The 21,520-nt window shown below is 37.9% G+C and carries 13 protein-coding genes; 8 read left to right on the top strand and 5 right to left on the bottom strand.

Annotated features, from left to right (window positions below):
- Positions 1-207: 207 nt before the first annotated feature.
- The gene (locus ACFILY_RS01805; protein ID WP_375630809.1) at positions 208-2,529 is read left to right on the top strand and encodes an ATP-binding protein; all 2,322 of its coding nucleotides are present in this window, start codon (positions 208-210) and stop codon (positions 2,527-2,529) included.
- Here ACFILY_RS01805 and ACFILY_RS01800 read toward each other — a convergent pair.
- Positions 2,526-3,050 (bottom strand): methylated-DNA--[protein]-cysteine S-methyltransferase, encoded by a 525-nt coding sequence (locus ACFILY_RS01800; RefSeq protein WP_273791214.1) that lies wholly within the window; start codon positions 3,048-3,050, stop codon positions 2,526-2,528. The genes ACFILY_RS01805 and ACFILY_RS01800 overlap by 4 nt on opposite strands.
- 818 nt (positions 3,051-3,868) lie before the next feature.
- Between ACFILY_RS01800 and carB the strand changes: the two genes are divergently transcribed.
- From carB to ACFILY_RS01785, 3 genes are all read left to right on the top strand, one after another.
- Positions 3,869-7,354, top strand: coding sequence for a carbamoyl-phosphate synthase large subunit (carB, locus tag ACFILY_RS01795; protein ID WP_273791215.1), 3,486 nt, complete (start codon positions 3,869-3,871; stop codon positions 7,352-7,354).
- Positions 7,355-7,599: 245 nt separating this feature from the next.
- Complete coding sequence (locus ACFILY_RS01790; RefSeq protein ID WP_012754908.1) at positions 7,600-7,809, top strand: cold-shock protein; 210 nt, start codon at positions 7,600-7,602, stop codon at positions 7,807-7,809.
- Between the two features lie 319 nt (positions 7,810-8,128).
- Positions 8,129-9,331: a pyridoxal phosphate-dependent aminotransferase gene (locus ACFILY_RS01785; RefSeq protein WP_375637396.1), complete on the top strand. Its 1,203-nt coding sequence runs from the start codon at positions 8,129-8,131 to the stop codon at positions 9,329-9,331.
- A gap of 1,158 nt (positions 9,332-10,489) precedes the next feature.
- Here ACFILY_RS01785 and ACFILY_RS01780 read toward each other — a convergent pair.
- Positions 10,490-11,395, bottom strand: a complete 906-nt coding sequence (locus ACFILY_RS01780) for a LysR family transcriptional regulator (RefSeq protein ID WP_273791217.1) — start codon at positions 11,393-11,395, stop codon at positions 10,490-10,492.
- A gap of 42 nt (positions 11,396-11,437) precedes the next feature.
- Positions 11,438-12,394 (bottom strand): thioredoxin-disulfide reductase, encoded by a 957-nt coding sequence (trxB, locus tag ACFILY_RS01775; RefSeq protein WP_375637397.1) that lies wholly within the window; start codon positions 12,392-12,394, stop codon positions 11,438-11,440.
- A gap of 310 nt (positions 12,395-12,704) precedes the next feature.
- On the opposite strand from trxB, the gene ACFILY_RS01770 reads away from it, so the two are divergent.
- A complete protein-coding gene (locus tag ACFILY_RS01770) occupies positions 12,705-14,099 on the top strand; it encodes a TrkH family potassium uptake protein (RefSeq protein ID WP_375637398.1) in 1,395 nt (464 codons plus the stop codon).
- Positions 14,100-15,320: 1,221 nt separating this feature from the next.
- Here the strand turns inward: ACFILY_RS01770 and ACFILY_RS01765 are convergent.
- Both ACFILY_RS01765 and greA read right to left on the bottom strand, forming a co-directional pair.
- Entirely contained in the window at positions 15,321-16,379 is a 1,059-nt protein-coding gene (locus ACFILY_RS01765) for a glycosyltransferase family 4 protein (protein ID WP_273791220.1), read from the bottom strand.
- 17 nt (positions 16,380-16,396) lie between these two features.
- On the bottom strand, positions 16,397-16,870 hold the full coding sequence (gene greA / locus ACFILY_RS01760; protein ID WP_007347010.1) for a transcription elongation factor GreA: 474 nt from the start codon (positions 16,868-16,870) through the stop codon (positions 16,397-16,399).
- A gap of 338 nt (positions 16,871-17,208) precedes the next feature.
- Between greA and ACFILY_RS01755 the strand changes: the two genes are divergently transcribed.
- The 3 genes from ACFILY_RS01755 (at position 17,209) to ACFILY_RS01745 (ending at position 21,506) form a co-directional block, all read left to right on the top strand.
- Positions 17,209-17,523: an SH3 domain-containing protein gene (locus ACFILY_RS01755; RefSeq protein ID WP_375637399.1), complete on the top strand. Its 315-nt coding sequence runs from the start codon at positions 17,209-17,211 to the stop codon at positions 17,521-17,523.
- Positions 17,524-17,780: 257 nt separating this feature from the next.
- Positions 17,781-20,090, top strand: a complete 2,310-nt coding sequence (uvrB, locus tag ACFILY_RS01750; RefSeq protein WP_273791222.1) for an excinuclease ABC subunit UvrB — start codon at positions 17,781-17,783, stop codon at positions 20,088-20,090.
- A 627-nt stretch (positions 20,091-20,717) separates the two neighbouring features.
- Positions 20,718-21,506, top strand: coding sequence for a BA14K family protein (locus tag ACFILY_RS01745; RefSeq protein ID WP_375637400.1), 789 nt, complete (start codon positions 20,718-20,720; stop codon positions 21,504-21,506).
- The last annotated feature ends 14 nt before the right edge of the window (positions 21,507-21,520 follow it).

The raw sequence follows: 21,520 nt of genomic DNA, 5'->3' as shown, positions 1-21,520 counted from the left end.
CTATAAACAGGTAATCTAAGCCTGTTTATAGGTCACGTTTAAAGTGCTTTTTTCTTTTCATATTCCAAAATTATAAAAGTAAAATTATTTTTTTAAAAAAAAGACTGGACAGAAGACTCCTGTTTTGATTCATTGCACTCGATGGGGTTACTATGAATATCGAAGCAGTTTTTAAATCACATTATTCCAGAATTAAAGGAACGCGAGATGGCTAAATTGGACGCATATAATGCGCCAAGGGAGGTGTATGCTGATTCAAAATCAAGCGCTCAAAGTCGCAAGGAGCGGACAGAGCGTACCAATCTGTTTTCTGGTCCTGCCTATCAAAAACTTCTTTTTATTGAACCTTGGCTGCGACGTTCACTCCCATTTGTAATTCTTGCATTTCTTGTTACGCTAGCAGCGATCCGTTTCCTATCAATCTATGATTGGCGCAACACAATTGATAAAAACACGCATTCTACCATCACTCTCTTAGCTTCTCATATTACCAATACGATTGACCGTGACTTACTTGCAGCCACTCGACAAGGAAAAACTGCTGTTCTTTCTCATAATCATTTACAAAATATCCTGACTAATTTTCGTAACAAAGGTCTTATAAAAACCAGCGCTGTTATTGCTATTGTCGATCAAAAAGGCAATGTCCTAGCTTCATCAAGTTCCGAGATTGTCTTAGGAAAACCCTTACAGGATTTTACCTCTGAAAGCATTGCTTTACAAGCTCTAGGAAAACATGCTGGAATCATGAAAATTACAATAGGAAAAGATATTCCTGCTCTCGCTTCCTTTCAGCAAACAGAAAATGGACAATATGGGGTATTCATCAGTGAAAAAATGCAACATATTTACATGGAATGGCGGAAAGCTCTCTCGTTAAATATAACCATGTTTATTGGAACTAGTGGCGTTATCCTCGCTCTTCTTTATGCTTATTACAACCAAATTGTACGAGCACGCAAAACAGATCTTGTTTCAGAAAAAATTCAAAACCGTATTGATATGGCAATGATGCGTGGACGCTGTGGACTATGGGATTGGAATATGGCAAGTGGACGTGTCTACTGGTCACGAGCAATGTACGAAATGCTCGGCTATGTCCCTCAAGATGCACTGCTCTCAATTTCCCAAATTAGCGCCATTATCAATCCAAATGATGCGAATTTTTTTGATCTTGCTCAGGAATTAATGAGCGGTAAAAAGAAGCATATCGATATTAACGTTCCTATGCGTCATGCTGATGGTCATTATGTATGGATGCGCATTCGTGCCGAAGTTACTGAAGAAGAAGAACCCCATTTGGTTGGTATTTCCTTCGATATTAGTGAACAGCAACAATTGGCTGAACAAACAGCGCAAGCCGACCTTCGTATCCGTGATGCGATTGAAAACATTTCAGAATCTTTCGTCTTGTGGGATGCTGAAGGACGTTTAGTCATGTCCAACAGCAAATTTTGCGAATATGCCGCTATTCCTAAACAAATTCTCCAATCAGGTATCCAACGTGCAACGGTCGAAGCCATGGCACGCCCTGCACTCAGTGAATATCCCCTTAAAGATGATGGTACTGGTAACTTAACCAGTATTCGCCAAACGGCAGATGGTTGTTGGCTCAAAATTAACGAACGACGAACCCAAGATGGAGGATTGGTTTGTATTGGTACTGACATTTCTGAGCTTAAACAACAACAGGAAAAATTTGAAGACAGTGAAAGGCGTCTTTTTTCTTTCATTCAAGAACTCAAGCGCGCGCGAGGGAGTGCTCAACAACGCGCAACAGAAGTTGAAAAACTTAATAAAAGTTTGAAAGCAGAAAAAGAACGCGCCGAAAGTGCTAATAAGGCTAAATCAGAATTTTTAGCCAATATGTCTCATGAATTGCGCACGCCTCTGAATGCTATTCTTGGTTTTTCAGATATCATGTTGCAATCGACTTTTGGTCCTCTTGGTTCACAACGCTATAAGGAATATATGCATGATATTTACAATTCAGGAACCCATCTTCTAACCCTTATCAATGACATCCTTGATATGTCAAAAATCGAAGCAGGAAGATTTACGCTTGATTGTAAAAATACCGATCTTGAGCCCATCATTAGTGAAGCAGTACGAACACTAACACCTCAAGCTCAAGAAAAAAATATTGTTGTTACAACAAACATTACCCCAGAACTTCATGCTGAAGTTGATGGTCGTGCAATGAAACAGATTTTCCTTAATCTCATCTCTAATGCCGTTAAATTTACGCCTTCTGGCGGAAATATTGATGTCTGCGCTTTCAAGAAAAAAAATAACCTTATTTTTAAAATTACAGATACAGGCGTTGGTATTCCCCAATCAGCAATTAAAAAACTTGGGCAACCTTTTGAACAAGTCGAAAATCAGCTCACTAAATCTCATACGGGCTCAGGTCTTGGATTAGCCATTTCACGCTCCTTGCTAGAACTCCACAAAGGAAAACTTGAAATTACTTCAAAAGAAATGAAAGGAACAACTGTAACGATTATAATGCCCATCACACAAAGTTAAATTTTTCCATTTTGTTCCCGTTGTAGTAAAATCTGTTTCCGTTTTTCCCCCCAACGATACCCTGAAATAAAACCATTTTTACGCACAACACGATGACACGGAATGATAATAGCCAATTCGTTACGTGCACAGGCATGAGCAACGGCACGAAAAGCTTTCGGCATACCAATACGGCATGCTAAGATCTCATATGAAATTGTTTCACCACATGGTATATCACATAATACTGCCCATACTTGTCGTTGAAAAACTGTACCATTTATATCTAAGGGAAAATTATATTTTTTTACCAGCTTAGGTGTTTCTATCATGGCTATAATATGGGCAACTTCTCTCTTAAATGTATTGTCACCTACAACTTGTTGTGCATCACCAAAGCGTATCGTAAACTCCTGTAATAATTGCTCTATAGTGTCTCCTAACGCTATATGACAAATCCCTTTTTGAGACCTAGCCACCAAAAGCTTTCCTATTGATACATCTTTCAGACAGAATACTCTCGTTTGGGAAATATTCAGCATTTTAGTCTTCTTTATATTTTAAAAAGTTTTGAACATCATCCATAAAGTAAAGGGAGAGTATTCACTATCTTTTAAAAACAAACAAAATCATTCTGAAATTATATCCTTAGCCATTGTATTAAAATACACTCTCACCCTTTTATGAAATGGAAAGATACATAGATTGACTGTCTTCCTACCCTAAAACGGAAACTTCGACCAGAACCGGATCTATCAACAATCTTGCTTTTTATATAACAGATTCCAACTGAACCCATTTGATATGGTTTATTTCATAAGCTCTCTACAGACAAATCCTGCTCTGAATTCTATCATACACTCTAACAAAAACACCTTAATGTGGTAAATTTTCATACCTTATATCACAACTCTAAACGGCAGTATTTTACGGAACAACACGATAAGCTTCCCATTTTATTTTACGAAATCCCATCGAACCATAAATAATAGCTTATGTTTTACAAGCAACAGAAAAAGCGCGTGCTCTCTTAAGCAAAAAACGTCATAAAACACAAAGAAAGTATGCCGGCAATGGATTGGAAAGATGTTCCGGCTTTTTATGCTCCACAGTATGCTTGAATATTCTAATTTGTTGGAGCACTGTTATTATTTTTTATCAAAGGTCATACTTTTGATAAACTGACGAGATGACTCAACTCAAAAAAGAAATTTATCTTCAATTTTATGAAAAAAAGCATGGAAAAGGTATTTTAATGCTTACTTTCTTTGTCACTTAACTTATAAAATGACGGTAGCCTCAGAACTAAAATATTTTGCCCGCAACAATCGCACACAGATATTTGTCATAGGAAAAAGTCATGCCCAAACGCACAGATATAAAATCTATTCTTATCATCGGAGCAGGACCTATTATCATTGGTCAGGCATGTGAATTTGATTATTCAGGCACTCAAGCCTGTAAAGCATTAAAAGAAGAAGGTTACCGAATTATTTTGGTAAATTCTAATCCTGCCACGATTATGACAGATCCAGATCTAGCTGATGCAACTTATATAGAGCCCATTACTCCTGAAATAGTTGCCAAAATTATTGCTCACGAGCGTCCCGATGCCCTTTTGCCCACTATGGGAGGACAAACAGCCCTCAATACTGCTTTATCATTAAAGCGTATGGGTATTTTAGACCGCTACCATGTTGAAATGATAGGAGCCAATGCTGATGCTATTGATAAAGCTGAAGATCGTGCTTTATTCCGCCAAGCGATGGCAAAAATCGGTTTGGAAACGCCACGCTCTATGTTAGCCAATGCAACAGAACTGAAAGAAGAAAATCGCCAACAACACGCAAAAACGTGTGCTGAACTTAAAGCAAAGCTTTCTGGTGCTGCGCTTGACAAAGCACTCGAAGAACTTGAGCGCAACTGGCGACATACCGAAGCTGATCGCAAACAACATTATATCGCTCATGCAACAGCAAAAGCAGTTCAAGCTCTTGATGTTGTTGGGCTTCCAGCTATTATTCGTCCTTCATTCACCCTTGGTGGAACTGGTGGTGGAATCGCTTATAACCGCTCTGAATTCTATGAAATTATTGAACGTGGGCTTGAAGCTTCACCAACAACAGAAGTATTAATTGAAGAAAGTGTTTTAGGGTGGAAAGAATATGAGATGGAAGTTGTTCGTGATAAGAACGACAACTGTATCATCGTTTGTTCTATTGAAAACATTGATCCAATGGGGATTCATACCGGTGATTCGATCACTGTAGCACCTGCTCTCACCTTAACCGATAAAGAATATCAATGTATGCGTAATGCTTCGATTGCTGTTTTGCGCGAAATTGGTGTTGAAACGGGAGGATCCAATGTACAGTTTGCTGTCAATCCTGAAAATGGGCGCCTCATTGTTATTGAAATGAATCCGCGTGTTTCTCGCTCTTCAGCGCTTGCCTCAAAAGCAACGGGGTTTCCCATTGCCAAAGTAGCGGCTAAACTGGCTGTTGGTTATACACTTGATGAATTAAAAAATGATATCACGGGTGGTGCAACACCAGCATCATTTGAACCTTCTATTGACTATATTGTGACAAAAATTCCTCGTTTTGCGTTCGAAAAATTTCCCGGTTCATCACCTGTCCTCACAACTGCGATGAAATCTGTAGGAGAAGTCATGGCAATTGGACGCACTTTTCAAGAATCGTTACAAAAAGCACTCCGTGGACTTGAAACAGGGCTTACGGGTCTTGATGAAATTGTGATTCCAGAGCATGCTGAAGGTGATGAAAAAAGTTCTATACGCTCAGCCATTGCCATACCAAGCCCTGATCGTCTACGCTATATTGCTCAAGCCATGCGCACAGGCTTACCCTTAAATGAGATTCACCAAATTAGCAAAATTGATCCGTGGTTTTTAGAACAAATAGCCTCCATCATTGAAATGGAGCAGCGTATCCGCATTCATGGATTACCCCAAGATGCAGATAATTTACGTATGTTAAAAGCTATGGGCTTTTCAGATGCGCGATTAGCCTCCCTTACAGGGAAAGAACCCGATTATATCGCAGCTTTACGTAAATCACTGAATGTTAAACACGTCTTCAAACGGATTGATACTTGTGCCGCTGAATTTTCTTCTCCTACAGCCTATATGTATTCAACATATGAAGTTCCCTTTGCAGGTGTAGAGCACTCGGAAGCACACGTTTCTGAACGCAAAAAAATTGCTATTTTAGGCGGTGGACCAAACCGCATTGGGCAAGGTATTGAATTTGATTACTGTTGCTGCCACGCTGCTTTTGCACTGCGTGATGCAGGATTTGAAGCGATTATGATTAACTGTAATCCTGAAACAGTTTCAACCGACTATGATACCTCTGATCGCCTTTACTTTGAATCTTTAACAACAGAAGACGTTATCGCTATTTTAGAAGCAGAACAGGAAAAAGGAGATTTGGTTGGAGTCATCGTCCAATTTGGCGGACAAACACCCTTGAAATTGGCAAGCGCTCTAGAAAAACACAATATCCCCATCCTAGGTACTTCACCTGACGCTATCGACTTAGCAGAAGATAGAGACCGCTTTCAAAAACTGTTATTTAAACTTAATTTAACACAACCTCAAAATGGTATTGCCCACTCCATTGAACAAGCACGCCTCATTGCCCACGAACTAGGCTTCCCTTTGGTTGTACGTCCCTCTTATGTTTTAGGAGGACGTGCTATGCAAATTATTCGTGATGAACGTAGCTTACAAAATTATTTACTTGAGAGTGTCCCTGAATTAATTTCAGAAGATATCAAAGTCCGTTATCCTAACGACACAACAGGACAAATCAATATATTGCTTGGTAAAAATCCGCTTCTCTTTGATACCTATTTAACAGAAGCAATTGAAGTAGATGTTGATTGTCTATGTGATGGTAACGAAACACTAATCGTTGGTATTATGGAACATATTGAAGAAGCTGGTATCCACTCTGGTGATTCAGCATGTTCTCTACCAGTCCATACGCTCTCAAATAAAATAGTTACTGAATTAGAGCGCCAAACCAAAGCATTAGCACAAGCACTTCATGTTCGCGGCTTAATGAATGTACAATATGCTATAAAAGATGACACTATTTATGTCTTAGAAGTCAATCCCCGTGCTTCACGTACTGTCCCATTTGTTGCAAAAACGATTGGTCGCCCTATTGCTAAAATGGCTGCACGTATTATGGCAGGAGAAACGCTTCATGATGCTCTTCAGGCTTATGGTGGATTACCTTCTTTGCAAAAAAAACAACATATTGCCGTCAAGGAAGCCGTATTTCCTTTTGCTCGTTTTTCAGGTGTTGATACACTTCTTGGTCCAGAAATGCGCTCAACCGGTGAAGTTATGGGACTTGACTATGAATTTTCGCTTGCTTTTGCTAAAGCCCAACTTGGAGCTGGTGTAAAACTCCCTAAAGAGGGAACTTTGTTCGTTTCTGTAAGAGATGAAGATAAAAAACGCATCTTAAATCCTGTAAAACGTTTAACTGAGCTTGGCTTTTCTGTTGTCGCCACAAGTGGAACACAAAAATTTCTCACCGAACACCACGTTGAAGCAAAAAAAATTAACAAAGTTCTAGAGGGACACCCTCATATTGAAGACGCTATTCGTAATCGCAAAATTCAATTGATTTTTAATACAACTAGCACGGCCAGTGCCATCTCAGATTCAAAATCATTACGTTATGCAGCCCTCATGCAAAATGTTCCCTATTATACAACAATAGCTGGAGCCGAAGCCGTTGTAGAAGCGATCAAAGCACTCAAAAAAAGGCGCCTTGAAGTACGTTCACTACAAAGTTATTTCAGTTGAATTTTTCTACTTAACAAAATGTACACTGTTTTCTTATTTTTTCTTTATATAAAAATTGATTAAGACTTGCTTTTTGTTCCAAAAACTTTTATAGAGGTTTCATCGAATTTTCGGTTACGTGACTTTCTTTCCTGTGCAATCTGCACTTTCGACGAAACTTCTCCCACCTAATTTCGATCTACGACCGTATTGAAGAAATGAAAGCTTCAATACTCAATATAATTATATATTCTAAGGAGTTTCCTATGTCTACAGGAACAGTTAAGTGGTTTAATACAACAAAAGGTTTCGGATTCATTCAACCTAGTGATGGTAGTGCAGATGTATTTGTACACATTTCTGCTGTCGAGCGTTCTGGTCTAAACAGTCTTAATGAAGGGCAAAAAATTTCTTATGATGTTCTTCAAGATCGTCGTTCAGGAAAATTTGCCGCTGGTAACCTTGCAGCCCTTTAAAGTTTAAATTCTGCAATATTTTATTTAAAAATCTTCGTCTGTAATGACGAAGATTTTTTTTATTTTGTATAAAGCATCATTTTACCTTGTTAACATAAAAGACTGCTTATCTCCTTTGCACAATTTATCACCCCCCCTTATACTTCCTCAAAACTTTCATAAAATCTACAAAGAGATTATCTTGTGAAATCTCAAAAAAGAAGAATATAAAGCCCGTGTAAGAGTATTTTAGAAGTTTTTTATTGCATACAATATAATCTCTTATAGAATATCCTTAAAGCAATAACCATTTGTTGATATAATATAAGGATTTAAAATTATGGCTTTTATTGCCGACAAACTGTCTCTTATCAAACCTTCTGCAACAATAGCTGCTTCTCAAAAGGCCCGCCATTTAAAAGCATTAGGGCGCAATGTTATTGCTTTAAGTGCTGGAGAGCCAGACTTTGATACCCCAGACAACATCAAAAACGCGGCTATTGAAGCTATTCGAAGAGGAGAAACAAAATACCCTCCCATATCTGGAATTCCAGAATTGCGCCAAGCAATTTCTGCAAAGTTTAAAAGAGAAAATAACCTTCTTTACCAACCAGAACAAATTATTGTTGGTACCGGTGGAAAACAAATTCTCTTTAATGCATTCATGGCAACTTTGAATAAAGGAGATGAGGTCATCATTCCATCCCCTTATTGGGTTAGTTATCCAGAAATGGTCGCACTCAACGATGGTACGCCTGTCTTTTTAGAAACAAAAGCCGAATTTTCTTATAAACTCCAACCCCAAGAGCTAGAAGCTGCCATTACCCCCAAAACCAAATGGTTCATCTTTAACTCTCCTTCAAATCCATCAGGTGCTGCTTATACACATAATGAATTGAAAAAACTCACAGATGTTTTAGTAAAATATCCTCATGTTTATATCCTTTCCGATGATATATATGAACATCTCACATATGAGGGTTTTACCTTTGTTACTCCAGCTCAAGTAGAACCAGCGCTTTATGAGCGTACACTCACAATGAATGGTGTTTCTAAAGCCTATGCGATGACGGGATGGAGAATCGGCTATGCAGGCGGACCACAAGAATTAATTAAAGCCATGGATACCATTCAAGGACAGCAAACATCTGGAACAAGTGTCATTTCACAATGGGCTGCGGTTGAAGCACTCAACGGGCCACAAGACTTTATTGCTAAAAATAAAAGTATTTTTCAAACACGCCGTGATCTCGTTGTCTCCATGCTAAATCAAGCTCCTGGCATTCACTGTCCAACGCCTGAGGGTGCTTTTTATGTTTATCCTTCTTGCTCCGGAATTATTGGAAAGAAAACACCTAACGGCCAATGTATTACCAATGATGAGGACTTCGCCATAGCGCTTCTAGAAACAGAAGCTGTTGCTGTCGTCCAAGGATCTGCTTTTGGACTTGGATCAGCTTTTCGTATTTCTTATGCAACATCAGAAGAATTACTTGAAGAATCTTGTATACGTATACAGCGCTTTTGCAACAGTCTAATTTAAAATTTTTAAATATCATCTCTTGTGATTGTTTTTACCGAATGTCAGTATATCCGAGAAAATATCGGAAACTGTGTCATGGTCTAAATCTATCGATTCAGCAAAAATATCTATGAATAAACACAAAAATAGAGGCTGTAGATAAAGATCAAAAAAATCTAGCTATCAAATAAATGAATAGGTCTATTATCATAAGAGATGAAAAACCTATTCTGCTTTCTCCATTCAATTTATAACTCTAAAAAAGACTGAGCGCTTTTAAACACAATTGCCCTTATAATCAAAGGCCCTTACAATAAAATCTCTTCTATTTCTCGGCTTCTTCTTCGTCCTAAAATGAAGAAGAAGCCACCTCCCATCGTTGTGTAAGCAATCCAGTTTCCTTTAAGTTCTATCTAATAACTACTTGATTTACTTCATAGGCTTTATGAACAAGACCTGCCTTAAATATTCACCTCACACTCTAATAAAAAGCACTTCATGTATAAGGTTTTAAATATTTTATATCACACCCCTAAAAGACAGACTTTTATGGTATAACAGGATAAATCTCTCTTAAACTCCTCATTGAATTTTAGTATTCTTAAAAAATTGTTGGATATCCACAAGTTTCAAAATTTTTTCCTTATCATCTTCCCATATATTGCAATTTCTAAGGACTCTTTCAAAAATAATAAAAAAAAAAGCCGGACATATTGTCCGGCAAATTTGGAAAATCTTCAGAGATAAAATCAATCTGATAGATCTTCGTAAGGGAACACTCAAGAAAACGCACTGGGAGGCAACATAATCAAGAGATAGCATTCTATGTCATTTTATAAGAAAAAGCACAATAAAGACTTAAGCGTATCTGCTATGCAATAAACACATAGCTTTAAATTTGTCTCCATTATGTAGCACTCTCTTTAATTAAATATAAAAATGTAAGCTACACCATCACACGATTGTCCATTATATAATAGCTCTCACGTTTGCTAGCATTTGTAAAAAAACATTTATCCCTTTTTTCAAAAATATTTACCCGCGCAGACTCCCTCCACTTTTAATGTGCAACGAATAATTTTAATTGATTCAATATGAGCAAGTTTGAAACGAAAGAATATTACGGGAGTCTCAAGTTGCAAAACAGCTAATTGTTCCTTATAAATTAAGACATTAATATTAAAAAGACCACTGACGAGCTTTTAAAAAAATATAATCTCGAAAAGCATTTAACCTTGCCAAATTCTTTAAATTATAAGGATAACAAAAAAAAGTATCAAAAGAAGGAATATCAACCATATCAGGAAAAAGACGCACCAAATGCTCATCATTATTGACGATATAATCAGGAAGCACAGCAATCCCAAGATCACGCATAAGCGCATTCTTTATTGAGATGATATTGTTGATTTGTAGAACTGAAACGCGCAATGATCCATCACTTCTACCAGCCTTTTCCAACCAATTTAAACCAGACAAATAAGGTGGAACAGGTTCACCGAACGAAATAATACGATGCTCATCGAGATCAGATAATTTTTCCGGCTTTCCATAATTTGCAATATACTTTTCCGAAGCATAAACATGCATATGAATTGTAAAGAGTTTTCTTTGTATAAGATCAGGTTGTTTGGGTTGATGTAAGCGAACAGCACAATCCGCATGACACATTGTCAAATCAAGCTCTTCATCGGAAAGCAAAAGCTGAACCTGCATATCAGGATAAAGACTAAGAAATTCTGGCATACGCTCTGCAATCCACCCTGCCCCCATTCCAAAGGTCGAGGTCACACGCAAGTGCCCCGTTGGTTTTGCGTAGCTTTCACTTAATTGCAAACGCACACTTTCAAGCTTCATCAAAACATCATGAGCTGTACGATAAAGAGTTTCTCCCTGTTCTGTAAGAATCAAACCACGCGCATGACGTTGAAATAAGGATACCCCAACCTCTTGTTCTAAAGCCGAAACCTGTCGTGAAACGGCTGATTGAGATAAATGAAGTTTTTGAGCAGCATGCGTAAAAGATCCCGCTTCTGCTGCAGCGTGAAAAACCCTTAACTTATCCCAATCCAACGGTGGCGCCACAATTAATTCTACCTCTATATTCTCTATTTTCTCAATGAGTTACTAACGCTTGGATATATCCAAAAACCGTTCTGCTTCCAACGCTGCCATACATCCTCTTCCCGCAGCTGTTACAGCTTGGCGGAATGTTTCATCTGTCACATCCCCAGCAGCAAAAACACCAGCAATGCTTGTTGCTGTTGAGTCCGGTGCTGTCCATAAATAGCCGCCTCGTTTTTGTTTCAGCTGTCCTTCAAACAGAGAAACAGCAGGATTATGCCCAATGGCAATAAATATGCCCTCTGCATTCACTTTCATCTCATGACCTGTCTTAACATTTTTCAGACGTGCCCCTGTTACAACAGCGCCCATTGCCCCCTGTGCTGGCAGCCCCACAATTTCTTCGACCACATGATCCCAAAAAACACGCACATTATTACAAGCCAGCAACCTATCTTGCAAAATTTTTTCTGCCCGAAACTGCCCCCGCCTGTGAACCACGCTTACACTCTTAGCCAAATGCGATAAATAAAGTGCTTCTTCAACAGCCGTATTTCCTCCTCCCACGACAATAACGTCCTTATCACGATAAAAAAAGCCATCACATGTAGCACAAGCGGAAACACCTCCGCCCATAAAGGTCTGTTCACTTTCTAAACCAAGCCAGCGTGCTTGAGCTCCTGTTGCAATAATCAGTGCATCACAAGAATATTGTGTTCCTGAATCCCCATATAAGACAAAAGGATACTTCAACAAATCAGCCTTTATAATTGTATCATAGACAATTTTTGTCCCCATATTCTCAGCTTGTTTTGCCATTTGTTCCATCAACCATGGTCCTTGAATGGGATCTGCAAAACCTGGATAATTCTCAACATCAGTTGTAATTGTTAATTGTCCACCCTGCTGCAAGCCCGTCACCAAAACCGGCTTAAGCATTGCTCTTGCTGCATAGATCGCCGCTGTATAACCAGCTGGACCTGAGCCAATAATCAGCAGACGAATATGCGATTGCACCATTAAATCCCCTTCACTTTATTATAAATTAATTATTCTATAAATGATAACGGAATGCAGCTTTTTAAAAAAATATTTTTCAAGAGCCCTAATTATGTTATGTATACTTCTTTTCAAGTTTTATGAAAAGGTCTGATTACTAATTCATCAAGGCACGCTAATGTTAAGAATTAATCCTTATCCTATAAAGAGAAAAATGTAACTTCTTATGAGCACAAAACCATAATAAAAAGAGATACAAAGATAGGGAACGATCATTTTTCAATTTATTATCAATGTCTGTGCACGTTTTGCCTTAATCATGGGAGGAGCAATGCTTTTGCCAATTTTTGTGGATTTGCACGACAACAATCGTAATTGGATAAGCTTTCTCTATTCTTGTGCCATAACCACCATGTTAGCAACGCTGATTCTTTTAGCAACTAAGGGAGCTACTTGTCGCTTTTCAGCACGGCTTGGCTTTATGCTCACTGTTTGTCTTTGGCTTACAGGAAGCATCGTAGGTGCCTTACCTCTTTATCTTTCTCCTCTTCCCATTTCTCTAGCAGGAGCCATTTTTGAATCTGTTTCTGGAATTACAACAACAGGCTCCACAGTCCTTTCTGATCTTGATAATTTATCGCGAAGTATTTTGTTATGGCGTTCCCTTATATGCTGGATTGGGGGCATTGGTTTTATCGGTTTAGCCCTCTTGCTTTTGCCTTCACTGCGTGTGGGTGGCGTGCGACTTTTTCATATGGAATCATCTGATAAATCTGAAAAAATATTGCCTCGCATCAACCAAATTGCTAACGGAATTATCATCGCTTATGTTGGGTTAACATTGGCTTGTATGCTTTCTTATTTTGCTGCAGGCATGAATTTATTTGATGCCATTAACCATGCAATGAGTACAGTAGCAACAGCTGGTTTTTCAACGCATGATGCTTCTTTTGGCTATTTTTCTGATAAACCAGCCATCTTAATTATTTCAACAATCTTCATGTTGCTTTCTGCTTTACCCTTCGTACTTTATGTTAAATTAGTCCTTCCTGGACACTCCAAACGCTTCCTTGACCCACAAGTGATTGTTTTTCTCCATATCGTTCTCCTTTTCAGCTTTGCTTTAGCGGCATGGCTACGGTTTTATGATCATCGCGCGTTCCACTTGATTTTCCTTGATGTCATTTTTCACCTTTCATCCATTATTAGTACCACAGGTTATAGCGCTGAAGATTATCAACTTTGGGGACCGTTTGCGCTTGGAATTTTCTTCATTGTTTCTTTTACAGGCGGATGTGCTGGTTCTACTTCTGGTGGCATGAAAATCAATCGCCTCATTATTCTTTGGCGTATTACACAAACAAATATAGAAAAACTTCTTTCTCCTAATGTCGTTGTAAAAGCGCGCTACGATCACTCAAATATATCAAATGATGTTGCTCAAGCCGTTTTGTTTTTTGTCTGTCTTTATATGTTTTGCCTTGTTATCGGCACTGCACTTTTGCTTACAACCGGTCTTGACTTTACCTCTGCCTTTACGGGGGTCTTAACCGCACTTTCAAATGTTGGTCCAGGCTTTGGAGATATTATTGGCCCCACTGGTAATTTCTCTACAATCAACGACCATGCTTTATGGATTTTAAGTTTTCTAATGTTAGCTGGACGCCTTGAAATCATAACAATATTCGTCCTTTTCATTCCCGCTTTCTGGCGTGAACAATTCTAATGCAGAGAGTATTTTATTCTACCATGATAAAAAATTTACAAGATAAAAAGGTGTGAACAGTATGCATCATAATATTCACCCCTTACTCAATCCACTGAAGATTTTCTAAAATTTCCATACAAATCATCATATCAATGATATAAAAATAATTCAACAAAAACAATCAAATACCAATATTTTCAAAGCCATAACATATAAAACTTCACTTTATTGATCTTCTTTATCAAATAAAGTGGACGCATAGAACATTCTTTTTTACGAATAATCTCTCATGCAAAAAATATGAATATTTGCTGATAAAAGTGTTTTTTCTCTTTAATAGAGTTACCTCCTTATAGAAAAAAATGCTATTATATTACGAGCTCACAAGCTTATAAAAAAACATCTCACAGTACTCATCACCCCCATTCCACGACAGCCTTCATGAAAGATATAAAATGGGCACCATCATTTTTACTTAAATAATAATAAGGTGCAAGTCGGTACTACAAAATAAGATATAAATTAGTACCACCATATTATTTTTTTTCTGTTAATGTCGTAACAGCCTGCATTTCAGACAATTTATAAGAAATCTCCTTACACCTTGTCTTCAATAGTTTTTATCCACCACATGCCTTCTTCCGATTGTGATGTGCTAGAGGATAGCTCTCCTTGATTTAATATCAACAGATTTGACATAAGAAAATCTTACGCTACTCAAAGCTCTTATTCAAATTGAAAAGGTAAATTATCTATAAAAATCATATATATATATATATATATTGATCTTAAATCCATCTTATCATGAATTTATTGAAAATATGTACGACTATTTTATCCATGGAGATAGCATCATTATCTTTTTAAGACAAGAAAACGTTTTTTTTGCTATCTATTTAAGTCTTACAAAACGAACAATATCAGTACGACACCGTATAAGATAGTGCATAAATCCCCAGACTTGAGTTAAAGCATTATTTTCTTATTCTAAAATATCAATGAATAAAAGTAGCTTTCCTCTCTCCTAGTATGCTTTATCATAAACTACATATCGCTCTCAAGCGTATACATTTTTAATCTTTTATCCAAAATTTTGGGAACTTTTTATAGTGTTCTACTAAAGACAATATAAATTTTGTAAAATAACATTTATATCATTGAGCTGTTTTCTTGATGACTATGAAAAACCTTTAAGGAAAATACTTTTTATCATCCCTCAAGAAGATTTTTGATATCATATCAAAGTGTTTTTTCCGCAAACAGTTCTTTGTAAACACTTTCAATCTTGCTTGCCTCTTTTTCCAAAGGAAAGTGAGTACGAACATGGGTTAAAGCTTTCTTTCCGGCTGCCAATGTTTTTTCCACATCAGAAAAATAAGGTTCAATTGCTGCGGTTAAAGCCGAACCATCTCCTGCTTTTACAACTGTTCCTGTCGCTTCTACAACCAATTCTTTATAAGCTCCTGCATCACTCGTTACAACCGCAACCTGTGATGCCATTGCTTCTAATGGCGTTAAACCGAAACCTTCTGTACGAGAAGGTGCAACATAAAGTGTTAAACGACGATACCACAAAGGGATGTCCAGAATCTCACCAAGAAAAATAATGCGATCATCCAGACCAGCTTTAGCAATCTTTTGGCGTAACTCTTTTTCAAAATGATAATATTGCTCTGTCGTACGACCAGCGATAAGTGCTGTCCATTCGGGGTAATCAGGCAATAATGCTATCATGGCATCAACAAATAAATCTGTTCCCTTTGAGTAGCGCAGACGCCCAAAACATCCTACCGCATATTTTCCTGGAAATCCTGTCGAAGAAAAGCAATCATCAAAAGTCTGTGGTGGAGTAAAACGCCTCACATCCACCCCATGCATAATAACCTTATGAGGCACTTCTAGATAAGCGCCCGTACGTGTACTGGTAGCTATAACCCTATCCATACAGCGAATCAACCATTTGGTAAAAGGCTTATGATGACGTTGTGAAGCCGAAGTAAAGATGAGTTTAAGCTTCATTCGCAAAACATCGCGTAAAAAGATCCCACAAAGCATCTCAATATTGCGTCGTGCATGCCAAATACGAAATGGCTTCCCTTTCGGACTTTTCCAAAGTCCGAAAAGGTCCCTAAAGGCAAGAGCCGGTAAAGTTTGTGGTAAACCAAACCCCAAAGTGGATATACGCATACCCTGTTCGCGTTGCATTGGAATAAGCTGAATAATCGTAGATGTTACTCCCGACAAACGCCTTTTAAAGTGAGGCGCAATAACCTCAGTTTCGTCCAAAGATACACGCATAATAATCCATATGTTATTTAGATGTACTGAACCTTAATGATCTCATAATTATGCGCACCACCTGGTGCATTCACCTCAATCACATCACCTTCTTGCTTGCCAATAAGTGCACGTGCGATAGGCGAAGAAATAGAGATTTTACCAACCTTTACATCAGCTTCTTGATCTCCTACGATCTGATACACTTTTTTTTCTTCAGTGTCCTCATCCAAGAGTTTAATGGTTGCGCCAAATTTTATTTTGTCACCTGAAAGACGCGAGACATCTATAACTTCTGCTCGCGCGATATAATCTTCAAGCTCATTTATACGCCCCTCATTATGACTTTGCGCTTCTTTAGCTGCGTGATACTCAGCATTTTCGGATAAATCACCATGCGCACGCGCTTCAGAAATTGCTTCAATAATTCGCGGACGCTCCTGTTGTTGACGCCAACGCAACTCTTCTTTAAGACTCTCAAAACCAGCTGTAGTCATCGGAACTTTTTCCATAATCCGTCCCTTTCTATTACACGGAAGGTTTAATAAAAATACAAAAAACGGCTTCCAAAATTACTTTTGGAATCCGAAAACTACGATCTTTTTTATTATATAGTACAGTATCGCTGTTTTCCATACAAAAATAAATAAAGGAAACAAAACATGCACAAATAGTGATTAAAACATCTCATTTTGGTGTTTAAAACGTTAAACTTCACTCTTCTCTTTAAAGTGTCCTAAAGAAGAAAGAATTGTATTTTTTTCTGTTTTATCATAATCTAGTAAAAGAAATCATATGGGATATGAAGAGAAAAGGATAGAAAATCTCTAAAGAAATTCTTTACAGAAAAATGAAAAGAATCGTCATTTTTTTTATGTTTGGCTCTTTATTTTTAGCCACAACAATATCAGAGGCAGCAGATGCTTTTGTTACGAGAAATCTTAATTTTAGAACAGGTCCCAGCACTCAGTATGCGCTTTGCGGCTTAATCTCTGCTGGAGAATTGGTTTTTGTTAAAAACTGTGAAGGAAATTGGTGCCATATCCGATATAACACTCAAATAGGTTGGGTGTCATCTCGTTATCTTTCATTTAAAGATGGAAACGATCTTTATCACACATATACAATGTCTTTAGTGCCCAAACATACCGATTATTCTCCATAACAGCCATAATAACTTATGCCCTCTTGAATATCATCATGGCAAAAATGCAATAGTGTCCACGAACAACCACAAATATACCCCCTCCAAAGAAATACTTCAAAGAACTCTTCTCATGAAAAACTTGATCAATATCCTAATGAAAGCTCTAATAAACCAAAATAAATCTGTTCAATAACGTTTTGCTGTTGTCGTAATAAATTTGTAAAATTAGTATTTTCTTTAAAATCACCAACACTTTTCTATCAAAGGATACAACAATGAAAAATGGTGTTACTGCAACAGTAGAAGCTCTTTCTGCTCTCATTGCTTCAGGTAATCCTCTTTTTAAGAATGGCGCGTTATGGACACCTCACCGCCCTGTTCGTCCTGAAAAGTCTGAAGGTGGTATTCCATTTCAACTCGAAACATCTTTTAAACCCGCGGGAGATCAACCTCAAGCCATAAAAACTCTGGTTGAGGGAATTCAAAAAGATGAACGTACACAAGTGCTTTTGGGTGTTACCGGCTCAGGAAAAACCTATACAATGGCCAATATCATTGAAAAAACACAGCGTCCAGCTTTAATCTTAGCACCAAATAAAACGCTAGCAGCGCAGCTTTACGGTGAATTTAAAAGTTTTTTTCCCCATAATGCCGTCGAATATTTTGTTTCCTATTATGACTATTATCAGCCAGAAGCCTACGTTGCACGCTCTGATACCTATATTGAAAAAGAATCCTCAATTAATGAACAAATCGACCGGATGCGTCATGCTGCAACACGCGCCGTCTTAGAGCGTGATGACGTTATTATCGTCGCCTCTGTCTCCTGCATCTACGGAATTGGTTCCGTAGAAACCTATACGGCCATGACCTTCCAAATAGCAAAAGGGGACAAACTCAATCAACGAACACTCTTGGCTGATTTAGTCTCTCAACAGTATTATCGACAAGATATCAATTTCATTCGTGGTTCCTTTCGTGTACGAGGGGATACAATCGAAATTTTCCCTGCCCACCTCGAAGATCGTGCTTGGCGTATTTCGCTCTTTGGCGATGAAGTGGAAACAATTACGGAATTCGATCCTCTCACCGGACAAAAAACAGGCGATCTTCAATCGATTAAAATTTATGCCAATTCACACTATGTAATACCGCGACCAACACTCAATCAAGCAATGAAAGCCATCAAAATGGAACTCGTTCAACGCCTCGATGAGTTGAACGCAGCTGGACGTCTTTTAGAAGCACAACGTTTAGAACAACGTACAATTTTTGATTTAGAAATGTTAGAAACCACCGGCTCATGCGCCGGAATAGAAAATTATTCACGTTATTTAACAGGACGAAAACCCGGAGAACCACCACCAACCTTGTTCGAATACATTCCAAATAATGCTCTTGTTTTTATCGATGAAAGCCACGTAACCATTCCCCAAATTGGGGGCATGTACCGAGGTGACTTTCGTAGAAAAGCAACACTAGCAGAATATGGTTTTCGCCTCCCTTCTTGTATGGATAACCGTCCTTTGCGCTTTGAAGAATGGGATGCTATGCGCCCACAAACGATTGCTGTCTCCGCAACACCTGGACGCTGGGAAATAGAACAATCTCACGGCACTTTTGCGGAACAAGTTATTCGCCCAACAGGGCTTGTTGACCCACCAACAGAGGTTCGTCCAGCCAAAAATCAAGTCGATGATGTTGTGAATGAAATTCGTAAAACAATTCAAAAAGGCTACCGTACATTGGTGACAGTTCTCACAAAGCGTATGGCTGAGGACTTAACTGAATATCTCCACGAACAAGACATTCGTGTACGCTACATGCATTCTGACATTGATACATTAGAACGCATTGAAATTCTACGCGATCTTCGGCTTGGCACCTTTGATGTCCTCATCGGTATCAACTTGCTCCGAGAAGGCTTAGATATTCCAGAATGTGGTTTTGTTGCCATTCTAGATGCCGATAAAGAGGGCTTTTTGCGCTCTGAAACTTCCCTCATACAAACAATCGGACGTGCTGCACGTAACGTAGATGGCCGTGTTATCCTCTATGCAGATACGATCACTGGTTCCATAGAACGAGCCTTACAGGAGACACAAAGACGTCGACAAAAACAAATAGCCTATAATGAAGAACACCATATCACACCGAAAAGTATCAAAAAAAATATCGGAGATATTCTCAATTTAGGCGATGAAAACAACCATGTTCGTACAAATATCCCTGATGTTATCGAGAAAAAAAATATAGTTGGCAACAATTTAGCATCTCATATTAAACACCTTGAAAAATTAATGCATGAAGCAGCTGCTGATCTTAATTTTGAAGAAGCAGCGCGACTTCGCGATGAAATCAAACAATTACAAAAGATAGAACTAGAACTCGCAGAAAATCCCTTAACACATCATAGCGAACAATCCACCCATGAGCCCGTGTTACAACAAAGTCTTTTCTCCAAACCAGACCTTGCACACATGGGACCAACCATGGACACTGGTATTTTGGAAAATCAAAAAGGAAAATCTCGTAAAAACACCCCTAATCAAGCAACAATAAAACGAAAAAAACGCAATCAATGAAGGAGTAAGAAATTTCAAACCGCATAAAATAATCTTCAGCTCTTCTAAAAAAGACTAAGGTTCAAAAGCAAACAGCATTATCCGAAAAATAGACAACCTCCAACATCAAGGGTGCTCCAATTTGTCTAAAACAACATAAGAAAGAACATTTTACAAAAAATTCCAAAATATATTATTTTATACAGTTATACTCTGATATTTAACTCAATATTATCGATCCTTACAAAAAAATATTCAAATAGGTCACTGTTCTATAACACAAATAAAGTAAAATAAGACTTTCTCATAGAACCATAAGACTATGATAAAAAATGATAACTTTGTATTCATACACCTATTGTTCAATTCATATTGTACCAAACAATAAAAAAGTACCAATAAATAAAGATTTTATATCCCATAGTAAAAAATCGGGTACTCTCAATACAAATTTATTAATTAACCTCAAGCAGAGTACATTAATTGAAATCAAAATTCTGTTATGATTTTATTGTACTGTCTCCGTGGTAGATTTAACTAAATGAATTTTTATTTTTTTGTCACAATAAAGTCCAAAATTGTTCAGGCTCTATTCAGTTTGAAACGTGTAGGATGTGAAAAATACGAATTTACACAAGGAGCATCATTATGAAAAAAGTGATCAGGTTAGCGGTATTATCAGCAATGTCAACTGTGACCGTTTTGATGCCGCTAAATGCAACGCTTGCGAATATGGCATGGAATCGTAGTGACTCTATCTCGAGAGAAATAGATGATATGATGAGGAAGATGCGTAAAGAAACAGATGATGCGATAAGGGAAATAAGGAAGAAAGCTGATATCCCGCCTTGCGGTTTTTCTCGCTCCCATTGTTCTGATAGAAAACGTGGCTTTTTTTCTGATGATTTCCAAAAGTTTGTTGATGATTTCCACAAGAGTTTTGAAGACGGCAAAAGAAAATTTAAAGCCGAACATGAAAGGTTTGTAGCCAAACATAGTAAGACGGAACAACAACACCATCATCATCACCACCACCACCACCATTATCATTATATTGAAAACAAAACGTATCATTACGTCGAGCGCAAAAAAACAAAACACCGTAATGTTCATATAGAAAACTCAGGAGATGCTGTAGTAATGGGTATTCTTGGTCTTGCAACAGGTACGATTCTTGGTACAGTTTTAAAAAAACCAGAACAGCCACAAGTTGTTTATCAAATAGTACCACAAAATCAAATTGTATATCAACAGGTTCCACAAGAACAGATAATTTATGAAGCTCCGCAAATGGTGAAATATGAGCCAGTACAACAATCATGGGAATCTGATTGGCTTAACTATTGTAAGAAAAAATACCGTTCTTTCAACCCTAAAACAGGAACTTTCCGAGACCGTAATGGTTTGGAACACGTTTGTTATGCCCCAATAAATTAACTTCTGTTCCGCCC

Origin of the sequence: Bartonella sp. CL25QHWL, assembly GCF_042195335.1 — a bacterium.
GTDB lineage: Bacteria > Pseudomonadota > Alphaproteobacteria > Rhizobiales > Rhizobiaceae > Bartonella.
Note: the sequence above shows the minus strand (reverse complement) of the source record. Positions and strands in the feature narration are given on the sequence as shown.